This is a genomic window from Leifsonia sp. PS1209, assembly GCF_012317045.1.
Taxonomy (GTDB): domain Bacteria; phylum Actinomycetota; class Actinomycetes; order Actinomycetales; family Microbacteriaceae; genus Leifsonia.
In genome coordinates, this window is sequence record NZ_CP051154.1 from 2,255,740 (window position 1) to 2,274,034 (window position 18,295).

Below are 18,295 nucleotides of genomic sequence, written 5' to 3' on the forward strand. Positions count from 1 at the left end.
AAACGGTCTACGGGCGCGACGGCGCCGCGCGGATCTTCATCAAGTCTACGACCTCGCGCGCCGCCTCGGCCACGTCGGTGTTCACGACGCGGTGATCGAACTCGTCCTGAGCGGCCAATTCGACCTTCGCCGTCTCGAGTCTGCGCTGCTGTTCCGCCGGTTCCTCCGTGCCGCGGCCGATGAGCCTGCGGACGAGTTCTTCCCAGGTCGGAGGCAGCAGGAAGATCAGCCGCGCCTCCGGCATCGCCTTCCGCACGCTGCGCGCGCCCTGCAGGTCGATCTCGAGCAGCACGCTCTTGCCCTCGTCCAGCGCGCGCTCGATCGGCTTGCGCGGCGTGCCATAACGGTACGCGTTGTGCACCGTGGCGTATTCGAGGAGCTCGCCGTCCGCGATCATCCTGTCGAACTCCGCGTCGTCGACGAAGTAGTAGTTGACGCCGTCGACCTCGCCGGGCCGCGGGGCGCGGGTGGTCGCGGAGACCGAGAGCAGCACATCCGGATAGTTCTCGCGGATGTACGTCGAGACCGTCCCCTTGCCGACGGCGGTGGGTCCTGCCAGCACCACGAGGTGGTTCTTCAGGCGCCCGGCCTTCGCCTCGCGGTCGATCAGGTAGTCGCGGAGGCGCAGGCGCTGGTGCCTGCCCAGGCCGCCCAGCCGTTTGGCGGGCGAGATCGCGAGCGTGCGCAGGGCATCCTGCATCTTGGTGGTGCCGATCGCGGGCACACTGAGCAGGAACTCGGTGACCCGCAGCCGCCCCTCGACGCCCTCCGGGTCGGCCGTCGCCTTGTCCAGGACGGTCAGCGGCGAGATCTCCTGGTGCGCGATAGCGGCCTTGACGGCCGCGCGTGCCCGGCGGGCGGCGACGGCGGCCTGCGATGCGGCGGCACGGTCGACCTCCGGCGGGGCCGGCCGGTGGGATGTTGCCGTGCCCGCCGCTGTCGTTCCCTCTGCTGTCGTCTGGTCAGACATGGCTCGCACGCACCTCCTCCGCCCGGCGCGCGATGGCGTCGGCCAGGCCGGACGGACCGGCGCCGAGCAGCCCGCGCGACTCGCTCACGATCACGCCGCCCGCGAACGAGCCGTACAGCCGGGACGCGTCCTCCACCTTCGCGCCCTGGTGGCCGAAGCCCGGGGCGAGCACGGGAGCACGGTTGACGCCGGGCTCCCCCGCGATGTCGATGCCGAAGCCGGTGAGGTCGAGGGTCGCGCCGAGCACGAGCCCGACGGACCCGAATGCGCTGGGGGTCTGCGCCTGGTTGAACGATTGCACGTCTTCGATGATCGCACGAGCGACGGTGCTCCCCGCACGCCGGCCGTCCTGGACGACCGCGCGCTGGATGGCCGCCGCCTCCGGATTGGAGGTCGCGGCGAGCACGAACAGGCCCTTGCCGTTCGCCTCCGCCAGCCGCATCGGCTCCTCGATCGACCCGACGCCCTGGAACGCCGCGATGGTCATCGCGTCCGCTTCCAGCGGGGCGCCGGGGGTGAGCCACGCCTCCGCGTACGCCGTGACGCTGGTGCCGATGTCCCCGCGCTTCGCGTCGGCGATCACCAGCAGCCCGGCCGAGCGGGCGGCCCCGATCACCTCTTCGAGCGCCGCGTACCCCGCGGAGCCGTAGCGCTCGAAGAACGCGACCTGCGGCTTGACGATGCCCGCCCGTCCCTTCGTCGCCTCGACCACCGCGAGCCCGAACTCGCGCGCGCCGGAGGCCGAGGCCGCAAGGCCCCAGCTCTCCAGCAGGTGCGCGTGCGGGTCGATGCCGACGCAGAGGCGCCCGCTGGCCGCGAAGACTCCGGCGAGCCGGTCACCGAAGCTCACGCGCGTGCGGCCCTCTCGATCGCGTACTGCTGCAGCGACTTGACGTCGAAGCCCTCGCGGATCGCATCCACCGATGCCACCGCAGCGCTCAGCTCGGCGATCGTGGTGAACAGCGGCTTGTCTCCGGCCACCGCAGCGGCGCGGATCTCGTAGCCGTCCGCGCGGGCGGAGCGGCCGCTCGGGGTGTTGATGACCACATCCACCTCGTTGCGGTTGATCAGGTCGACGATGGATGGCGCATCCACGTTCTCCGTCTCGCTGAACTTGCGCACGACGCTGGCGGCGATACCGTTGCGGTTCAGGACCTCCGCCGTTCCCTCTGTCGCGAGGATCGAGAAGCCGAGCTCCTGCAGGCGAAGCACCGGAAGCACGATCGAGCGCTTGTCGCGGTCGGAGACCGACACGAACGCCGTGCCGCCGAGCGGCATGCCGCCGTACGCGGCCGACTGGCTCTTGGCGAACGCGCGCGGGAAGTCCTTGTCGATGCCCATGACCTCACCGGTCGAGCGCATCTCCGGGCCGAGGACCGAGTCGACGACGTTGCCCTCCTTGGTGCGGAAGCGCTTGAACGGCAGCACGGCCTCCTTGACGGCGACCGGCGAGTCCATCGGGATGATCGAGCCGTCCTGCTGCGGAAGCAGACCCTCCTCGATCAGCCCGGCGACGGTCGCGCCGACCATGATCCTGGATGCGGCCTTCGCCAACGGGATGCCCAGCGCCTTCGACACGAACGGCACCGTGCGGGACGCACGCGGGTTCGCTTCGAGCACGTAGAGCACGCCGGCGCCGATGGCGAACTGCACGTTCAGCAGGCCGCGCACGCCGATGCCCTCCGCGATCTTCAGCGTCGCCTCGCGCACCCTGTCGATCTCGCGACGACCGAGCGTGATCGGGGGAAGCGTGCAGCTCGAGTCACCCGAGTGGATGCCCGCCTCCTCGATGTGCTCCATCACGCCGCCGATGTAGAGCGTCTCTCCGTCGTAGAGCGCGTCCACGTCGATCTCGATGGCGTCGTCGAGGAAGCGGTCCACCAGCAGTGGATGCGCCGGCCCGACGATGCCCTGACCGGCCACGCGCTCGAAGTAGTCGGCCAGCGACGGGCTGTCGTAGACGATCTCCATGCCGCGGCCGCCGAGCACGTAGCTCGGGCGCACGAGCACCGGGTAGCCGATCTGCTCCGCCACCTGCACGGCGCCGGGGAAGTCGAACGCGGTGCCGTTGCGCGGCGCGAGGAGTCCGGCGTTCTCGAGGATCTCGGCGAACAGGCCGCGCTCCTCCGCCAGGTCGATCGCCTCGGGCGTGGTGCCGAGGATCGGGACGCCTGCGGCCTCCAGGCCCTTCGCCAGCCCGAGCGCCGTCTGGCCGCCGAGCTGCACGACGACGCCCACGAGCTCGCCGCTCTGGCTCTCCGCGTGGATGACCTCCAGCACGTCCTCCAGCGTGAGCGGCTCGAAGTAGAGCCGGTCGCTGGTGTCGTAGTCGGTCGAGACCGTCTCCGGGTTGCAGTTGATCATGACCGTCTCGTACCCGGCGTCGCTCAGTGCGAACGACGCGTGCACGCAGGAGTAGTCGAACTCGACGCCCTGACCGATGCGGTTCGGGCCGGAGCCCAGGATGACCACCTTGCGCCTGTCGCTCGGCTCCACCTCGGTCTCCAGGTCGTAGCTGGAGTAGTGGTACGGCGTGAGGGCCGGGAACTCGCCCGCGCAGGTGTCCACCGTCTTGTAGACGGGACGCACCCCCAGGATGTGGCGGATCTCGCGCACGTCCGCCTCGCCGAAGCCGCGCAGCTGACCGATCTGCGCGTCGGAGAAGCCGTGGTCCTTCGCATCCCGCAGCGTGTCGGTGTCGAGAGTCTCCGCGGTGCGGATCTGCTCCGCGACCTCGTTGATGAGCACGATCTGGTCGAGGAACCACGGGTCGATCTTCGTGGCCTCGAACACCTGCTCGGGCGTCGCTCCGAGGCGGAGCGCCTGCTGCACATCCACGATCCGGCCGTCCGTCGGGGTCTGGATGCTCGTCAGCAGCTCCTCGACGGTGCGGCTCTCCGCACCCCAGTGGAAGGACGACCCGCGCTTCTCCAGCGAGCGGAGCGCCTTCTGCAGCGCGCTGCTGAAGCTGCGGCCGATGGCCATCGCCTCTCCGACCGACTTCATGGTCGTGGTGAGGGTCGGGTCGGCGGCGGGGAACTTCTCGAACGCGAACCGCGGCACCTTCACGACCACGTAGTCGAGCGTCGGCTCGAAGCTCGCCGGGGTGACCTTGGTGATGTCGTTCGGGATCTCGTCCAGGCGGTAGCCGATGGCGAGCTTCGCGGCGATCTTCGCGATCGGGAAGCCGGTCGCCTTCGACGCGAGCGCCGACGAGCGGGAGACGCGCGGGTTCATCTCGATGACGATGATGCGGCCGTTCGCCGGGTCGACGGCGAACTGGATGTTGCAGCCGCCGGTGTCGACGCCGACGGCGCGGATGATGTCGATGCCGATGTCGCGCATCCGCTGGTACTCGCGGTCGGTCAGCGTGAGGGCCGGGGCGACGGTGATCGAGTCACCGGTGTGCACGCCGACGGGGTCGACGTTCTCGATCGAGCAGACGACCACCGTGTTGTCCGCGGTGTCGCGCATCAGCTCGAGCTCGTACTCCTTCCAGCCCAGGATGGACTCCTCCAGCAGCACCTCGCTGGTCGGGCTCTGGTGGATGCCGTCGCCGACGATGCGGCGCAGCTCCTGCTCGGTGTACGCGAAGCCGGACCCGAGGCCGCCCATCGTGAACGACGGACGGACGACCAGCGGGTAGCCGAGGTCCTCGGCGAACTCGACGGCCTCCTCGACGGTGTGCGCGATGTGCGAGCGCGCGACCTCCGCGCCGGCCTCGATCACCAGCTCCTTGAAGATCTGGCGGTCCTCGCCCTTCTGGATGGCCTCGAACTTGGCGCCGATCAGCTCGACGTTGTACTTCTCCAGGATGCCGTGCTCGTGCAGCTGGATGGCGGCGTTGAGAGCGGTCTGGCCGCCCAGGGTCGGCAGGATCGCATCCGGCTTCTCCTTGGCGATGATGGTCTCGATGACCTCCCACGTGATCGGCTCCACGTACGTGGCGTCGGCGAAGTCGGGGTCGGTCATGATGGTCGCCGGGTTCGAGTTCACCAGGATGACGCGCACGCCCTCCTCGCGGAGCACGCGGCACGCCTGGGTGCCGGAGTAGTCGAACTCACAGGCCTGCCCGATGACGATCGGGCCGGAGCCGATGACCAGGACGGAATTGATGTCGGAACGCTTCGGCATTACTCGGAGTCTCCCTGCGATGCGGTTGCGCCGTTCTCCCGAGCAGTGATCATGTCGAGGAAGCGGTCGAAGAGGTAGTTGGCGTCGTGGGGCCCTGCGGCCGCCTCGGGGTGGTACTGCACGCTGAACGCGTTGAGGTCGAGGCAATTGAGCCCCTCCACCACGTTGTCGTTGAGGCTGAAGTGGCTGACCTCGACGCGGCCGAAGCCCGCCGGGGAGTCGAACACACCGTCGATCGGCGCATCCACGGCGAACCCGTGGTTCTGCGCGGTGATCTCCACCCGGCCGGTGCGCTTGTCGAGCACCGGCTGGTTGATGCCGCGGTGGCCGAACGGCAGCTTGTACGTGCCGAGGCCGAGCGCGCGGCCGAGCAGCTGGTTGCCGAAGCAGATGCCGAAGTACGGGACGCCGGCCCTCAGCACCTCCTGCAGCAGCGCGACGTGCTTGCCGGACGCCTGGGGGTCACCTGGCCCGTTCGAGAAGAACAGGGCGGACGGCTGCAGTTCCAGCACATCCCTGGCCGACACCATCTGCGGGAGCACGTGCACGTCGAGGCCGCGCGCTGCGAGGTTCTCGAGCGTCGACTTCTTCACACCGAGGTCGAGAACGGCGACGGAGCCGACCTTCTCGCCGACCGCGGGGACCGTGAACGGCTCGGGCGTCGACACCTCGGCGGACAGGTTGGTTCCCGCCATCGTCGAGGTGGACCGCACGAGTTCCAGCTGCTCCCCGTCGGTGAGGTCGAAGTCCTCGCCGGAGAAGATGCCGGAACGCATCGCGCCCGCCGACCGGATGTGCCTGGTCACCGCGCGCGTGTCGATCCCGCTGATGCCGACGACGCCCTGGGCGACCAGGTCGTCGTCGAGGCTGCGCTGGGCGCGGAAGTTGGACACGATGCGGCTGGGCTCGCGCACGACGTAGCCGGCGACCCAGATCTGGCGGGACTCCATGTCTTCGTCGTTCGTGCCCGTGTTGCCGATGTGCGGAGCCGTCATCAGGACGATCTGGCCCGCGTAGCTCGGGTCGGTCAGCGTCTCCTGGTATCCGGTCATGCCGGTGGAGAACACCGCTTCGCCGAACGTGCGGCCGACAGCGCCGTACGCCCGTCCGACATAGCGGGTTCCGTCTTCGAGGACGAGGACGGCGGGGGTTGCCTGCGCCACGTCACACCTCACTTTCCGTGCTGGTTCCCGCCTGATGGCCGGCGGGGAGAATGGATTCGACCGCGGCGATCACCGGCGCCCGGTCGGCCGGGTCGACGACCCGGAAGAAACTGTCTGCCGCCACGCCGCCGCTGGTGGTCCAGGAGAGACGGAGAAGTCCGTCCTTCTCGACCACGCGGTCGATGGCGGTGGTCGCCGCCCCGAGGCCGGTGATCGCCGACGACGGGATGTAGACGGGCTGCTCGCCGGGGATGGCGACGCTGACGCCGTCCTCCGTCACGCTCAGTTCGGCCTTGCCGCGGAACGAGAGCCCGGGGAGCGCGAGGCGCTCCAGGTGCTCCCCGCCCTTGGTGGTGGCGACGTAGAAGGTCGCGACGCGCGCGAGCGGCTGGGCTGCGGCGGGGGCCGCAGCCGGGGCAGCGTATCCGCCGCCCGCCGATCGGTCGCGTCGCACGCGTCGTCGCCAGCCCCAGACGATCAGCAGGACAGCGACGACCAGGACGGCCGCGACGACCAGGACGGGGACGAGCTTATCCACGCAGTGCCTCCTCGTAGTGTCCGGCGACCGCCCTCGCGCGGGCGGCGACCTCCTCCGCGTCGGAGACCGCGCCGTCGAAGACGGTCGGGTACCCGTGGTGGAAGGTCGCGATGACGCGGCCGGGGAGCGTCATCGACAGATAGGGAGAGTTGATGCCCTTTCCGGCGAGGTCTCCGGTGGAGAACGACCGGGAGGCAGCGGGGTCGTAGAGGGTGAACTCCGCGGGAGCCCCCTGCTCGATCGCCTGGCCGTGACCGGCCAGCCTGCCGATGCGCGCCGGGGTGTGCGAGAGCACGCGGGCGACGTCTGCCCAGCCGAGCATCCCGTTCTGCACCACGGAGGCGTGCACCACCGAGAGCGCGGATTCCAGGCCGACCATGCCGAACGCGGCGGCATCCCACTCGCAGTCCTTCGACTCGACGGGATGCGGGGCGTGGTCGGTGGCGACGATGTCGATGGTGCCGTCCGCGAGCCCTGCCCGCAGCGCCTCGACGTCCTCCGACCGGCGCAGCGGCGGGTTCACCTTGTATCGGGCGTCGTAGCCGCTCGCCAGGTCTTCGGTGAGGATCAGGTGGTGCGGGGTGACCTCGGCCGTCACGTCGATGCCGCGGGCCTTCGCCCAGCGGATCACGTCGACGGAACCGGCGGTCGAGACGTGGCAGACGTGCAGGCGGGAGCCGACGTGCTCGGCGAGGAGCACATCCCGCGCGATGATCGACTCCTCGGCCACGGCGGGCCAGCCCGCCAGCCCCAGCTCGCCGGACAGCGCACCCTCGTTCATCTGCGCGCCGACGGTCAGCCGCGGCTCCTGGGCGTGCTGGGCGATGACGCCGTCGAACGCCTTGACGTATTCGAGCGCCCTGCGCATCAGCAGCGGGTCGGAGACGCACTTGCCGTCGTCCGAGAACACCCGCACGCGTGCACGGGAGTCTGCCATCGCGCCGAGCTCGGCCAGCCGCTCGCCCTCCAGGCCGACGGTGACGGCGCCGATCGGGCGCACCGTGGCGTAGCCTGCGGCGTCGCCCAGGCTCAGCACCTGCTCGACCACACCGGCCGTGTCGGCCACCGGGGAGGTGTTTGCCATCGCGAACACCGAGGTGAAGCCGCCGGCCGCCGCAGCGCGGGTGCCGGTCAGGACCGTCTCACTCTGCTCGTAGCCCGGCTCGCGCAGGTGCGTGTGCAGGTCGACCAGGCCGGGGAGCGCGAGCAGCCCGTCCGCATCGACCACCGTCGCGCCGGCAGCGGACAGCCCGGTGCCCAGCTCCGCGATCCTGCCGCCGCTCACCAGCAGGTCGGCACGCGTGCCGCCTGCGAGCGTCGCTCCCGCGATCAGATACTTCTCGTTCATGCCAAGTCCTCCCGATCTCCACCGGACAGCAGGAGGTACAGAGCGGCCATTCGAACGGAAACCCCGTTGGCCACTTGTTCCCTGACCGTCGAGCGGGGCGAGTCCGCCGCCGCCGCCGAAATCTCCAGACCCCGATTCATCGGACCGGGGTGCATCACAATGCTACCGTCGCCGAGCCGGGCGAGACGTTCGTCGTCCAGCCCCCAACGGCGCGAATACTCCCTGGTGTTCGGGAAGAACGCCGCGTTCATCCTCTCGCCCTGGATGCGGAGCATCATCACCACGTCCGGTCCTGCGTCGATCGCGGCGTCGAGGTCGTAGCCGATCCTCGCCGGCCAGCCGGACGCATCCACCGGCAGCAGGGTGGGCGGCGCCACCAGCGTGACGTCGGCGCCGAGGGTCTCCAGCAGCCAGACGTTCGAGCGCGCCACCCGCGAGTGCAGGATGTCGCCGACGATGGTCACCGTTACGCCGTCGAGGTCGCGGCCCCTGGATGCAGCACCGTGCAGCCTGCGCCGCATGGTGAACGCGTCGAGCAGCGCCTGGGTGGGGTGCTCGTGCATCCCGTCTCCGGCGTTGACGATGCCGGCGTCGATCCAGCCGCTGGCGGCGAGCGTCTGCGGGGCTCCCGATGCGCTGTGCCGGATGACGACGGCGTCCGCGCCCATCGCGGCGAGCGTCTGCGCGGTGTCCTTCAGGCTCTCGCCCTTGGAGACGCTGGAGCCCTTCGCGCTGAAGTTGATCACGTCGGCGGAGAGCCGCTTGGCCGCAGCCTCGAACGAGATGCGGGTGCGGGTCGAGTCCTCGAAGAAGAGGTTGACGACGGTCTTGCCGCGCAGCGTCGGAAGCTTCTTGACCTCGCGCTCCTGCACGTCGGCCATGTCCTCGGCCACGTCCAGGATGCGGATGGCGTCGTCGCGCCCGAGGGTGCGGGTGGAGAGGAGGTGCCTCATGCGCCGGCCTCCGCACTGCCCTCGGCATCCGCGGCGTCCGTCAGGCCGTCCTCGATGGTCACTGCCTCGTCCCCGTCGATCTCGGTGAGCAGCACGTTGATGCGCTCCGAGGCGGCGGACGGCAGGTTCTTGCCGACGAAGTCCGCCCGGATCGGCAGCTCGCGGTGGCCGCGGTCGACCAGCACGGCGAGCCGGACCGCGCGCGGCCTGCCCAGGTCGCTCAGCGCATCCAGTGCCGCCCGGATGGTGCGCCCCGAGTACAGCACGTCGTCGACCAGCACGACGGTCTTGCCGTCGATGCTGCCCGGCAGCGAGGTGGGCGCCGGGGTGCGGGTGGGGTTGCGGGAGAGGTCGTCGCGGTACATCGTCACGTCGAGCGCGCCGACGAGGTCGGCCGGCGATGCGACCGCCTGTGGCTCGATCCGCTGGATGTTCTCCGCGATCCTCCGCGCGAGGACGACCCCGCGTGTGGGGATCCCCAGGATGATGAGATCGTTCGTACCCCGGTTGGACTCCAGGATCTCGTGGGAGATCCGAGTCAACGCCCGGGTGATGTCAGCGTGTTGCAGCACTGTTCGCACTGTCATGCCGACCTCCTTCCCCGCCTCACAGGACGGCTGTTAAAGGATGTCTACCGCGAACGAGCATAGCAGGAGCCCGCGATGCTCAGTTCTTCGCGAGGAACGAGGTGAACGCGGCGCTGTCATCGACCTTGCCGGTGAACTGCTTGCCGTCCACGAGCACGGTCGGCGTGCCCTGGATGGTGTCCAGCACCTTCGTGCCGTCCACGGTGATGGGACCGGTCTGCGAGTGCGCAGTGTTCGCCTGCGCCCACGCCTGATACGGGCCGCTGCGGCCGAGGCAGTCGGTGATGTCGGTCATGCCGCCGTCCGTGGCGAGCTTCGCCAGCTGCTCGTTGGTCAGCCCGTTGGAGTTCTCCTCCGGCTGGTTGGCGAACAGCGCCGTGTAGTAGTCCAGAGCGCTGTTCGGCTCCTTCACCGCCACGCAGGTGAGCGCCGCGGAAGCGCGGGTGGAGTATCCGGTGCCGTTCGATGCCCGGTCGAGGAACGTCAGCGGGTGCAGGCGGAGCGTGATCGTGCCGTCCGAGACCGCCTTCGCCAGTGTGTCTCCGTTGGCCTTCTCGAACGCGCCGCAGACCGGGCACATCGGGTCGAACCAGATGTCGACGTGCTTGGTTCCCGTGCCCGCCTTGATGTAGCCGTCGTCGAAGTTGACCGCGCCGTCCGTGCCGGTCGGAGCCTTCGCCGTGGCGACAGGGACCGAGCCGTTGCCCCCGACCAGCGAGCACGCGGCCGTGCCGGCCACGAGGGCGATGGCGATGAGCGCTGCGCCGAGTGCGCGCACCCCCGCTCGCCGTCCGGATGAGCGTCGAAGGGAGGTGGTGCTGCGCATGGCTCTCGTTCCGCTGGTCTGGCGATCCCCCGCCGGGATGCGCCCTGGTCGGGCGCTCCCCGGCGGCCGGGCGCTGGTCTTACTTCGGTTTGTTCTGCGCGATCTTCGCGAGAAGACCGTTGATGAAGCCGGCCGAGTCGTCCGTGGACAGCACGGTCGCCGCCTCGACGGCTTCGGAGATGGCGACGCCGTCCGGCACCTGCTCGTTGAAGAGCAGCTCCCAGACGCCGATGCGCAGGATGGCGCGGTCGACGATCGGCATGCGCGCGAGGGTCCAGCCCTGCGCGTACGTCTCGATCTGCTCGTCGATCTCGTCCTGGTTGTCGATGATCCCGTCGACGATCTCGCGGGCGTACAGCCACGAGGCTTCGCGCTGCGGCTCGCTGGCCGCGCGCTCCGCCTCGGTCGCGAGTGCCTGGTTCAGCGCGACCTGCCGGACGTCCGCTCCGTAGAGCACGTCCAGAGCACGCTTGCGGGCTTTGGTCCTGGCGCTCATCTAGTCGTTGACGCGACCGAGGTAGTCACCGGTGCGGGTGTCGACCTTGACCTTGGTGCCGGTCTCGAGGAACAGCGGGACCTGGATCTGGTAGCCGGTCTCCACGGTCGCCGGCTTGGTGCCGCCGGTGGAGCGGTCGCCCTGCAGGCCCGGCTCGGTGTAGGTGATCTCCAGCACGACGGAGGCGGGGAGCTCGACGTAGAGCGGCTCGCCCTCGTGCAGCGCGACGGTGACGTTCTGGTTCTCGAGCATGAAGTTGGCTGCGTCGCCGACGACGGTGCCGGAGATGCTGATCTGGTCGTAGTCGCTGGTGTCCATGAAGACGAAGTTCTCGCCGTCCTGGTACAGGTACTGGTAGTCGCGACGGTCGACGTTCGACGTCTCGATCTTCGATCCGGCGTTGAAGGTGCGGTCGACGGTCTTGCCGCTGGTGACGTTCTTCAGCTTGGTGCGGACGAACGCGCCGCCCTTGCCCGGCTTGACGTGCTGGAACTCGATCACGGTCCAGAGCTGGCCGTCCATGTTGAGGACGATGCCGTTCTTGATGTCAGCGGTTGTTGCCATGCGTGAGTTCCGTTCGATTGTGGGAGAAGATCCGGGTGGATGCGCGCCGGAGCGGTCCACGGTGGCCGGCCACGCACGAAGGACGCGGCGGCAGCCTCAAGAGATTCTAGTTGTCAGTCGGCGTTTCGGCGAATGTGGGCGAGCGCCAGGCGGTAGGAATCGAACCCGAATCCGGCGATCACCCCGCTCGCGACGGCGGAGATGACGCTGGTGTGCCGGAACTCCTCGCGCGCGTGCGGGTTGGACAGGTGCACCTCGATGACGGTGCCGCCGGCCTTGGTCACGAGCGAGACCGCATCCCGGAGCGCGTAGGAGTAGTGGGTCCACGCGCCCGCGTTGAGGATGACGGGAGCTCCGCTGTCCGCCGCCTCGTGCAGCCAGCGCAGGAGCTGGCCTTCGTCGTCCGTCTGGCGGAGGTCGATGGTCGTCTCCGGCGCGTCGGACTGCAGGACGACCCGGAGGTCGTCCAGGGTCTCCGCACCGTAGACGTCGGGCTCGCGGGTGCCGAGACGCCCGAGGTTCGGGCCGTTGAGGACGAGAACACTGCTCATAGCGGATCAGCCTACCGGCGCAGCGGCGGCGGATAGCGGACGCGCAGCCGCCAGCTCGGTCACGGTCGTCGCGGTCGTCACGAACCGATCTCCTGGTACGCGGCGAACAGCAGGCTCTGGTCGGGACCGGCGAGCACGGTCGGCCGGGCGATGTCGTCGAGCACGATGAAGCGCAGCAGACTCCCCCGCGCCTTCTTGTCGCGCTGCATCGACGCGAGCAGCGTCTGCCACCGGCCGAGCGGGTAGCTCACCGGCAGCGTCAGGGACTCCAGGATGCGACGGTGCCGGTCCACGACCTCGTCGCTCAGCCGTCCGCTCAGCCGGGCGAGCTCCGCCGCGAACATCATGCCGACGGAGACGGCGGCGCCGTGGCGCCACTGGTAGCGCTCGGCGTGCTCGATGGCGTGCCCGAGCGTGTGGCCGTAGTTGAGGATCTCGCGGAGTCCCTGCTCGGTGAAGTCCTCCCCGACGACGCGCGCCTTGATGCCGATGGACAGCTCGACCAGGCGGCGGAACTCGTCGGACAACGGATCGGTGGCCCGGTCGACGTCGCGCTCGATGATGTCGAGGATCTCCGGTTCGGCGATGAAGCCGTACTTCACGACCTCGCCGAACCCGGCCAGGATCTCGTTGCGCGGGAGCGAGGTGAGCGTGTCCAGGTCGCAGATCACCGCGGCCGGCGCGTAGAAGGCGCCGACGAGGTTCTTACCCTCCGCCGTGTTGATGCCGGTCTTGCCCCCGACGGCCGCGTCGACCATCCCGAGCAGTGTCGTCGGCACCTGCACGAGCCGGACGCCGCGCAGCCAGGTGGCCGCGACGAAGCCGGCGAGGTCGGTCACCGCGCCACCACCGAAGCCGATGACGGCGTCGGAGCGGGTGAAGTCGGCCTGCCCCATCACCTGCCAGCAGAACGCGGCGACCTCGACCCGCTTGGCCGCCTCCGCATCCGGGACCTCGGCCAGCAGCACCTCGAACTGCCCGACCAGCGACTCGCGCAACTCGGCAGCGGCCGCGCCCAGTGTCGGCGGGTGGACGATCAGCACCTTGGCGACGCCGCCGCCGAGGTGGTCGGCCAGCTGCGTGCGCAGCCCGCGGCCGACCACCACCGGGTACTGGTCTGCGCCGGGGACCAGGATCTCGGTCGGCCGGTCGTTGCCGGTCGGCTGGTCGTTCCCGGTGGGCTGGTCGTTCTCGATGGGGGTCATCGCTGTCCTTCCTCGACCCAGGCCGCGATCTCTTCCACAATGGTGTCGATCGGTCTGGTCGATGTGTCTGCCGTGTAGTCGGCGAGTGCTGTGTAGATGTCGGTGCGGGCGGCGACGAGTCGTTTCCACGATTCCACGTCGGTGACCAGCGGTCGCTTGCCGTTGCCGATCCTGGCCGCGATGGCCTCGGGGCTCACGGTGAGGAGCACGACTCGGGCGTCGGCCAGGTCGGCCTGCGTGCCCTGGTCGATGACGGCGCCCCCGCCGAGCGAGACCACGCCGTGCTCTCCGAGCGCCCTGGCCACGATCGCGCGTTCCAGCGCGCGGAAGTGCGGCTCCCCGCGCTCGGCGAAGATCGCGGAGATGGGCCCGTGCTCGGCGACGATCAGCGAGTCCGTGTCGACGAACGGGACCTTCAGGCGCGCGGCGAGCCGTTTGCCGATGCGCGACTTGCCCGCCGCCGGCGGACCGATCAGGACGATGGTCACGGGTGCGGTGCTCAGGCGTATGGCGCCGACAGGCGCTCCGTCGCGAGGTTCTGCGGAATGGCGTCGAGGTAGCCGCGCAGGTTCCTCGCCGTCTCCGCGATGGAGTCTCCGCCGAACTTCTCGACGACCGCGTTGGCGAGCACCAGCGCGACCATCGCCTCCGCGACCACACCGGCCGCGGGGACGGCGCAGACGTCGGAGCGCTGGTGGTGGGCGGCCGCCGCCTCGCTGGTGGCGATGTCGATGGTGCGGAGGGCGTGCGGCACCGTCGCGATCGGCTTCATGCCTGCGCGCACGCGCAACACGGTTCCCGTGCTCATGCCGCCCTCGGTTCCACCGGCCTTGTCGCTGGTGCGGACGATCTCGCCGTCTTCCGCCACCAGTTCGTCGTGGGCCTCTGAGCCGCGGCGCGTCGTGGTCAGGAAGCCGTCGCCGACCTCCACGCCCTTGATCGCCTGGATGCCCATGAGGGCTGCCGCCAGCTGCGCGTCGAGCCTGCGGTCCCAGTGCACGTGCGAACCCAGTCCGGGCGGAAGTCCGTATGCGAGCACCTCGACGACGCCGCCGAGGGTGTCACCATCCTTGTGTGCGGCATCCACCTCCTCGACCATCAGCGCGCTGGTCGCCGGGTCGAAGCAGCGCAGCGGATCGGCGTCGAGCACGTCGACGTCGCTCGGCAGCGGAAGGGGCGAACCCTCCGGAACGCGCACCGGACCGATCGACAGGGTGTGGCTGACGAGCGTGATGCCCAGCTCGGCCAGGAACGACCGGGCGATGGCGCCGAGCGCGACCCTGGCGGCGGTCTCACGGGCACTCGCCCGTTCCAGGATGGGGCGCGCCTCGTCGAAGCCGTACTTCTGCATCCCGACCAGATCGGCGTGACCGGGGCGCGGGCGGGTGAGCGGTGCTCCGCGGCCGCTCGCGAGCTTCTGCTCGTCGACCGGCTCGGCGCTCATCACGTCGACCCACTTGGGCCACTCGGTGTTCCCGATGCGCAGCGCGATGGGGCTGCCGAGGCTGTACCCGTGGCGGACGCCGCCCGAGATGTCGAGCGCGTCCTGCTCGAACTTCATGCGCGCACCACGCCCATAGCCGAGTTTCCGGCGCGCGAGATCGGCGCGGACGGCGTCGAGGGAGACGGGCACCCCTGCGGGGAGCCCCTCCAGGAGGGCGATGAGTTCGGGACCGTGGGATTCCCCGGCCGTGAGCCAACGAAGCATGATTCGATTCTGGCACAGCGGACAGAGGGCTCAGTCCTCCAGCAGTGCTCCCGCAGCGTCGATCCCGACCGCGTCGAGCATCGCCGCCAGCACCGTCTCCTCGCCGTCCAGCGGCTGCAGAGGGTCGCCGGAGACGAAGATCCGCACCTGCAGCAGGGCCTGGTGCGCGAGCAGCGCCAGTCCGGAGACGACGTGGCCGCCGACGGCGTTCCACGACCGGCCGAGCGCGCTCGGCCACGGGTCGTACGACACGTCGAAGAGCACGGCCTTGCGACGCGTGGAGTCGGTGTAGAGCGCATCCGTCGTCGCGCCGCCCGGCAGGGTGCTGATCACCAGGTCGGGCACGTCGAGCGACCGGTCGGCCTGGCTGAGCGGCCGGATGCGCACCATGAGGCCCAGCTGGTGCGCGAGCGGTTCGAGCCACACGCTCCGCTCCAGCGACCGCACGTAGATGTCGACCTTCTCCGCCCCGAGCTCCGCGGCGGCGACGAGCGCGGACGCCGCCGTCGCTCCCCCGCCCAGGATGTGCACGAAGTGCGCACTCTCGAGCCCTGCGGCGGACAGCGCGCGCACGAACCCGGGAACGTCGGTGTTGAAGCCGCGCACGACACCGTCGTCGAGGAGGACGGTGTTCGCCGCACCGGTCTGCTCGGCGATCCTGTCGGTCTCACCGAGCACCGGGACGACCGACTTCTTCAGCGGCATGGTCAGCGACAGCCCGCGCCACTCCGGTCCGAGGCCGTCGATGAAACCGGTGAGGTCGTCGGCGGTGACATCGACGGCGTCGTACTCCCAGTCGAGTCCGAGCACGTCGTACGCCGCGCGATGCAGGGCAGGCGACTTGGAGTGCTCGATCGGCGAGCCGAGAACCGCGAGTTTGCGGGTGACGGGCTTGGCCGCCTTCGACGAGGCAGCGCGCGGCTTGCTGGACGTGGCGGCCGGCTTCTTGGCGGCGACAGGCGCGGCCTCAGCCTCAGCCTCAGCCTCAGCCTCCACTTCAGCCTCGTCCTCCGGCTCTTCCAGCTCCGCCGCTTCTTCCGCTTCGGCGACGGCGGCCTCCTCGGCCTCCGCCGCGCGCTCCGCCTCCACGATGGCGGCGATCGTCGCCTCCGCCTCCGCCTCGGAGACGCCGTCTTCCTCCGCTGCTCCTTCGCTGCCGTTCACGCCGCGTTCGTCACTCATAGCCGGGGTTGTCCCTCATCCACTGTTGCCACTTCGCCACCGCGGCGTCGTGCTCTTCCACGGTCGTCGAGAAGATGGTCTCGCCGGTCTTCAGATTCCAGGTCACGAAGAACATCCACGGTCCGTCCGCCGGGTGGATCGCCGCTCCGATGGCGAGGTCGCCCGGGTTCGAGATCGGCCCGACAGGCAGCCCGGGATGCACGTAGGTGTTGTACGGGTTGCCCGCGTCGGCGCGCTCGGCGTCGGTCGTCGTCACCGTGTGCGTGTTGCCTGTGCCGTACGCGACCGTCGCATCCGACTGCAGGTCCCAGCCCTGCGCCAGCCGGTTGAGGAAGACCCTGGACACCTTCGGGTAGTCGGGGGCCAGCCCGGCCTCGCGCTGCACGATGGAGGCGAGCACCACGGTCTTCCAGCGGTCGGCGGGAGCGACGCCCGCCTCATCCAGCGCCTGGAAGCTGCGATCGACCATCGTCTTGATCGCGTCGTGCGCGGTGATCCCCGGGGTGAACGTGTACGTCGCGGGGAACAGGAATCCTTCGAGCGTCTTCGCCTCGGCGGGGACCCCGAACTGCGCGGGATTCGCCGCTGCCGCCTGCAGGTCGGCCACCGGCAGCTTGGTCGCCTCTGCCACGATCGGCAGGATGTCCTTCTCGGCCGTGCCCTCGGGGATGACCGCCGTGTTCTCCATCTTCGACGCCGGATCCTGCAGCGCGATGAGTGCCGCCTGGGCGCTCATCTGCTTGGCCAGCTTGAACAGTCCTGGCTGGAAGTTCGGCTCCGGCTTCTGCCGGAGGAGCAGCGTGTAGAACGCTTCGTAGCTCTTCGTCACGCCTTTCTTCGCCAGGTTGTTCGCGATGTCCGAGCCGCTGTCGCCCGAGTTGATCGTGAACAGCACCTGGCCGGTGCCGTTGCCGGTGTAGTCGTTGTCGACCGGCGTGATGGCCTGCACGAGCTTCGCGATCTGGGGCTGGAACACCGCGTACGCTCCGCCGATCAGGCCGCCGAAAATCGCGACGATGATCAGGGTCACCCAGAGCGGCTTGAGGCTGCGCTTCTTCTTGGGCGGTTCGGTGTGCGAGAGGTAGTGCTGCTGCCGCCAGACCAGCGGGGAGTCCTGCTGCGCATCCGGTGCGTGCTCGTCGTGCTGGGCCGCGAGCTCTTCGAAGGTGGCGAACGGGTCGGAGGTCACCGGCTCCTGGGCGGCGTCCGCGGCCGGTCCTCGCGCGCTGATGAAGTTGGAGCGACGGGCGCCGACGGTCTCCCGCTCGCGTTCCTCCGCCTGCTCCGGGATGCTGCCGTCGCGCTGGGCGGCGATCGGGCCGGTGATCACGGCGTCGAAGTCGAGCGGAGCGACCGAGCGCGCGGGCGTGGCGGGTGCCGCGGGTGCAGGAGCCTGCTGGCCCGACGGGTCAGCCGCGCCACTCCGCGCTGCGTCCGCGTCGGGTCCCGCCGCCGCTTTCGCCGCTGCCGCTTCTCTGGCCTTCGCCTCGCGCCGCGTCAGAGGCTGACGGTTGACCGACGGGAACAGCGGGGGTGCTGGCTGGCCGTCCGGCTGGCTGGTTTCGCCGTGCCCCGGGGTAGGAGGGTTCTGCGACAAACTAGGGTCCAATGTTCGGTTCAACGGGTGTGCCCGGCGGACGGTCTGAAGCGCGCTCCGCGTCGAGGGCGTGCTGCAAAATTATCGTGGCAGCCACCTGATCCACCACCGGACGCGCGCTTTTCGAGTTCTTTCCCGACGCCCGGAGTGCCGAATGGGCCGAAACGGTCGTCAATCGTTCGTCGACCAGCCGCACCGGCACACCCACCTCCGTGACGAGCGCTTCAGCGAATCCGACGGCGTCGGCCGTGGATGCGGTGTGCGCGCCCGAGAGCGCCAAAGGCAACCCGACGATAATCTCGAAAACTCCGAGTTCCGTCACAATCTCCGAGATCCTGCGGCGATCCGCAGCATCTTTGGAGCGTTGCACCGTCTCGACCGGGGTGGCGAGCATCCCGTGCAGGTCGGACCGGCTGACGCCGATCCTGACCTTCCCGACGTCGATGCCGAGGCGCACTCCCGAGCGCACGACG

18 protein-coding genes are annotated in these 18,295 nt (G+C 69.6%); all 18 read right to left on the reverse strand.

The window, feature by feature from the left end:
• Positions 1-7 precede the first annotated feature (7 nt).
• Positions 8-970, reverse strand: coding sequence for a guanylate kinase (gmk, locus tag HF024_RS10760; protein ID WP_085367737.1), 963 nt, complete (start codon positions 968-970; stop codon positions 8-10).
• Positions 963-1,820 (reverse strand): orotidine-5'-phosphate decarboxylase, encoded by an 858-nt coding sequence (gene pyrF / locus HF024_RS10765; protein WP_168689553.1) that lies wholly within the window; start codon positions 1,818-1,820, stop codon positions 963-965. The genes gmk and pyrF overlap by 8 nt, the downstream gene beginning before the upstream one ends.
• Entirely contained in the window at positions 1,817-5,104 is a 3,288-nt protein-coding gene (gene carB, locus HF024_RS10770) for a carbamoyl-phosphate synthase large subunit (protein WP_085367739.1), read from the reverse strand. Before carB ends, pyrF begins: the two co-directional genes overlap by 4 nt.
• The gene (gene carA / locus HF024_RS10775; protein WP_247597075.1) at positions 5,104-6,267 is read right to left on the reverse strand and encodes a glutamine-hydrolyzing carbamoyl-phosphate synthase small subunit; all 1,164 of its coding nucleotides are present in this window, start codon (positions 6,265-6,267) and stop codon (positions 5,104-5,106) included. The genes carB and carA overlap by 1 nt, the downstream gene beginning before the upstream one ends.
• Before the next feature lies 1 nt (position 6,268).
• On the reverse strand, positions 6,269-6,805 hold the full coding sequence (locus HF024_RS10780) for a hypothetical protein (RefSeq protein WP_168689554.1): 537 nt from the start codon (positions 6,803-6,805) through the stop codon (positions 6,269-6,271).
• On the reverse strand, positions 6,798-8,153 hold the full coding sequence (locus HF024_RS10785) for a dihydroorotase (RefSeq protein WP_168689555.1): 1,356 nt from the start codon (positions 8,151-8,153) through the stop codon (positions 6,798-6,800). Before HF024_RS10785 ends, HF024_RS10780 begins: the two co-directional genes overlap by 8 nt.
• Complete coding sequence (locus HF024_RS10790) at positions 8,150-9,106, reverse strand: aspartate carbamoyltransferase catalytic subunit (protein ID WP_168689556.1); 957 nt, start codon at positions 9,104-9,106, stop codon at positions 8,150-8,152. Before HF024_RS10790 ends, HF024_RS10785 begins: the two co-directional genes overlap by 4 nt.
• Positions 9,103-9,693, reverse strand: coding sequence for a bifunctional pyr operon transcriptional regulator/uracil phosphoribosyltransferase PyrR (gene pyrR, locus HF024_RS10795; RefSeq protein ID WP_085367744.1), 591 nt, complete (start codon positions 9,691-9,693; stop codon positions 9,103-9,105). Before pyrR ends, HF024_RS10790 begins: the two co-directional genes overlap by 4 nt.
• Positions 9,694-9,772: 79 nt before the next feature.
• Positions 9,773-10,519 (reverse strand): thioredoxin domain-containing protein, encoded by a 747-nt coding sequence (locus tag HF024_RS10800; protein WP_168689557.1) that lies wholly within the window; start codon positions 10,517-10,519, stop codon positions 9,773-9,775.
• A gap of 79 nt (positions 10,520-10,598) precedes the next feature.
• Complete coding sequence (nusB, locus tag HF024_RS10805) at positions 10,599-11,015, reverse strand: transcription antitermination factor NusB (RefSeq protein WP_168689558.1); 417 nt, start codon at positions 11,013-11,015, stop codon at positions 10,599-10,601.
• Positions 11,016-11,579, reverse strand: a complete 564-nt coding sequence (gene efp / locus HF024_RS10810; RefSeq protein WP_085367747.1) for an elongation factor P — start codon at positions 11,577-11,579, stop codon at positions 11,016-11,018.
• A gap of 113 nt (positions 11,580-11,692) precedes the next feature.
• Positions 11,693-12,130, reverse strand: coding sequence for a type II 3-dehydroquinate dehydratase (locus HF024_RS10815; protein WP_085367748.1), 438 nt, complete (start codon positions 12,128-12,130; stop codon positions 11,693-11,695).
• Positions 12,131-12,207: 77 nt separating this feature from the next.
• The gene (aroB, locus tag HF024_RS10820) at positions 12,208-13,335 is read right to left on the reverse strand and encodes a 3-dehydroquinate synthase (protein WP_168689559.1); all 1,128 of its coding nucleotides are present in this window, start codon (positions 13,333-13,335) and stop codon (positions 12,208-12,210) included.
• Entirely contained in the window at positions 13,332-13,823 is a 492-nt protein-coding gene (locus HF024_RS10825) for a shikimate kinase (protein WP_168689560.1), read from the reverse strand. The genes aroB and HF024_RS10825 overlap by 4 nt, the downstream gene beginning before the upstream one ends.
• Positions 13,824-13,834: 11 nt before the next feature.
• Positions 13,835-15,043: a chorismate synthase gene (aroC, locus tag HF024_RS10830; RefSeq protein ID WP_168689561.1), complete on the reverse strand. Its 1,209-nt coding sequence runs from the start codon at positions 15,041-15,043 to the stop codon at positions 13,835-13,837.
• 30 nt (positions 15,044-15,073) lie between these two features.
• A complete protein-coding gene (locus tag HF024_RS10835; RefSeq protein ID WP_168689562.1) occupies positions 15,074-16,225 on the reverse strand; it encodes a shikimate dehydrogenase in 1,152 nt (383 codons plus the stop codon).
• A complete protein-coding gene (gene mltG, locus HF024_RS10840) occupies positions 16,218-17,822 on the reverse strand; it encodes an endolytic transglycosylase MltG (RefSeq protein ID WP_247597076.1) in 1,605 nt (534 codons plus the stop codon). Before mltG ends, HF024_RS10835 begins: the two co-directional genes overlap by 8 nt.
• Position 17,823: 1 nt before the next feature.
• Positions 17,824-18,291 carry a Holliday junction resolvase RuvX gene (ruvX, locus tag HF024_RS10845; RefSeq protein WP_179150701.1) on the reverse strand — a complete coding sequence of 156 codons (468 nt, stop codon included), beginning with the start codon at positions 18,289-18,291 and terminating at the stop codon, positions 17,824-17,826.
• Between the last annotated feature and the right edge of the window lie 4 nt (positions 18,292-18,295).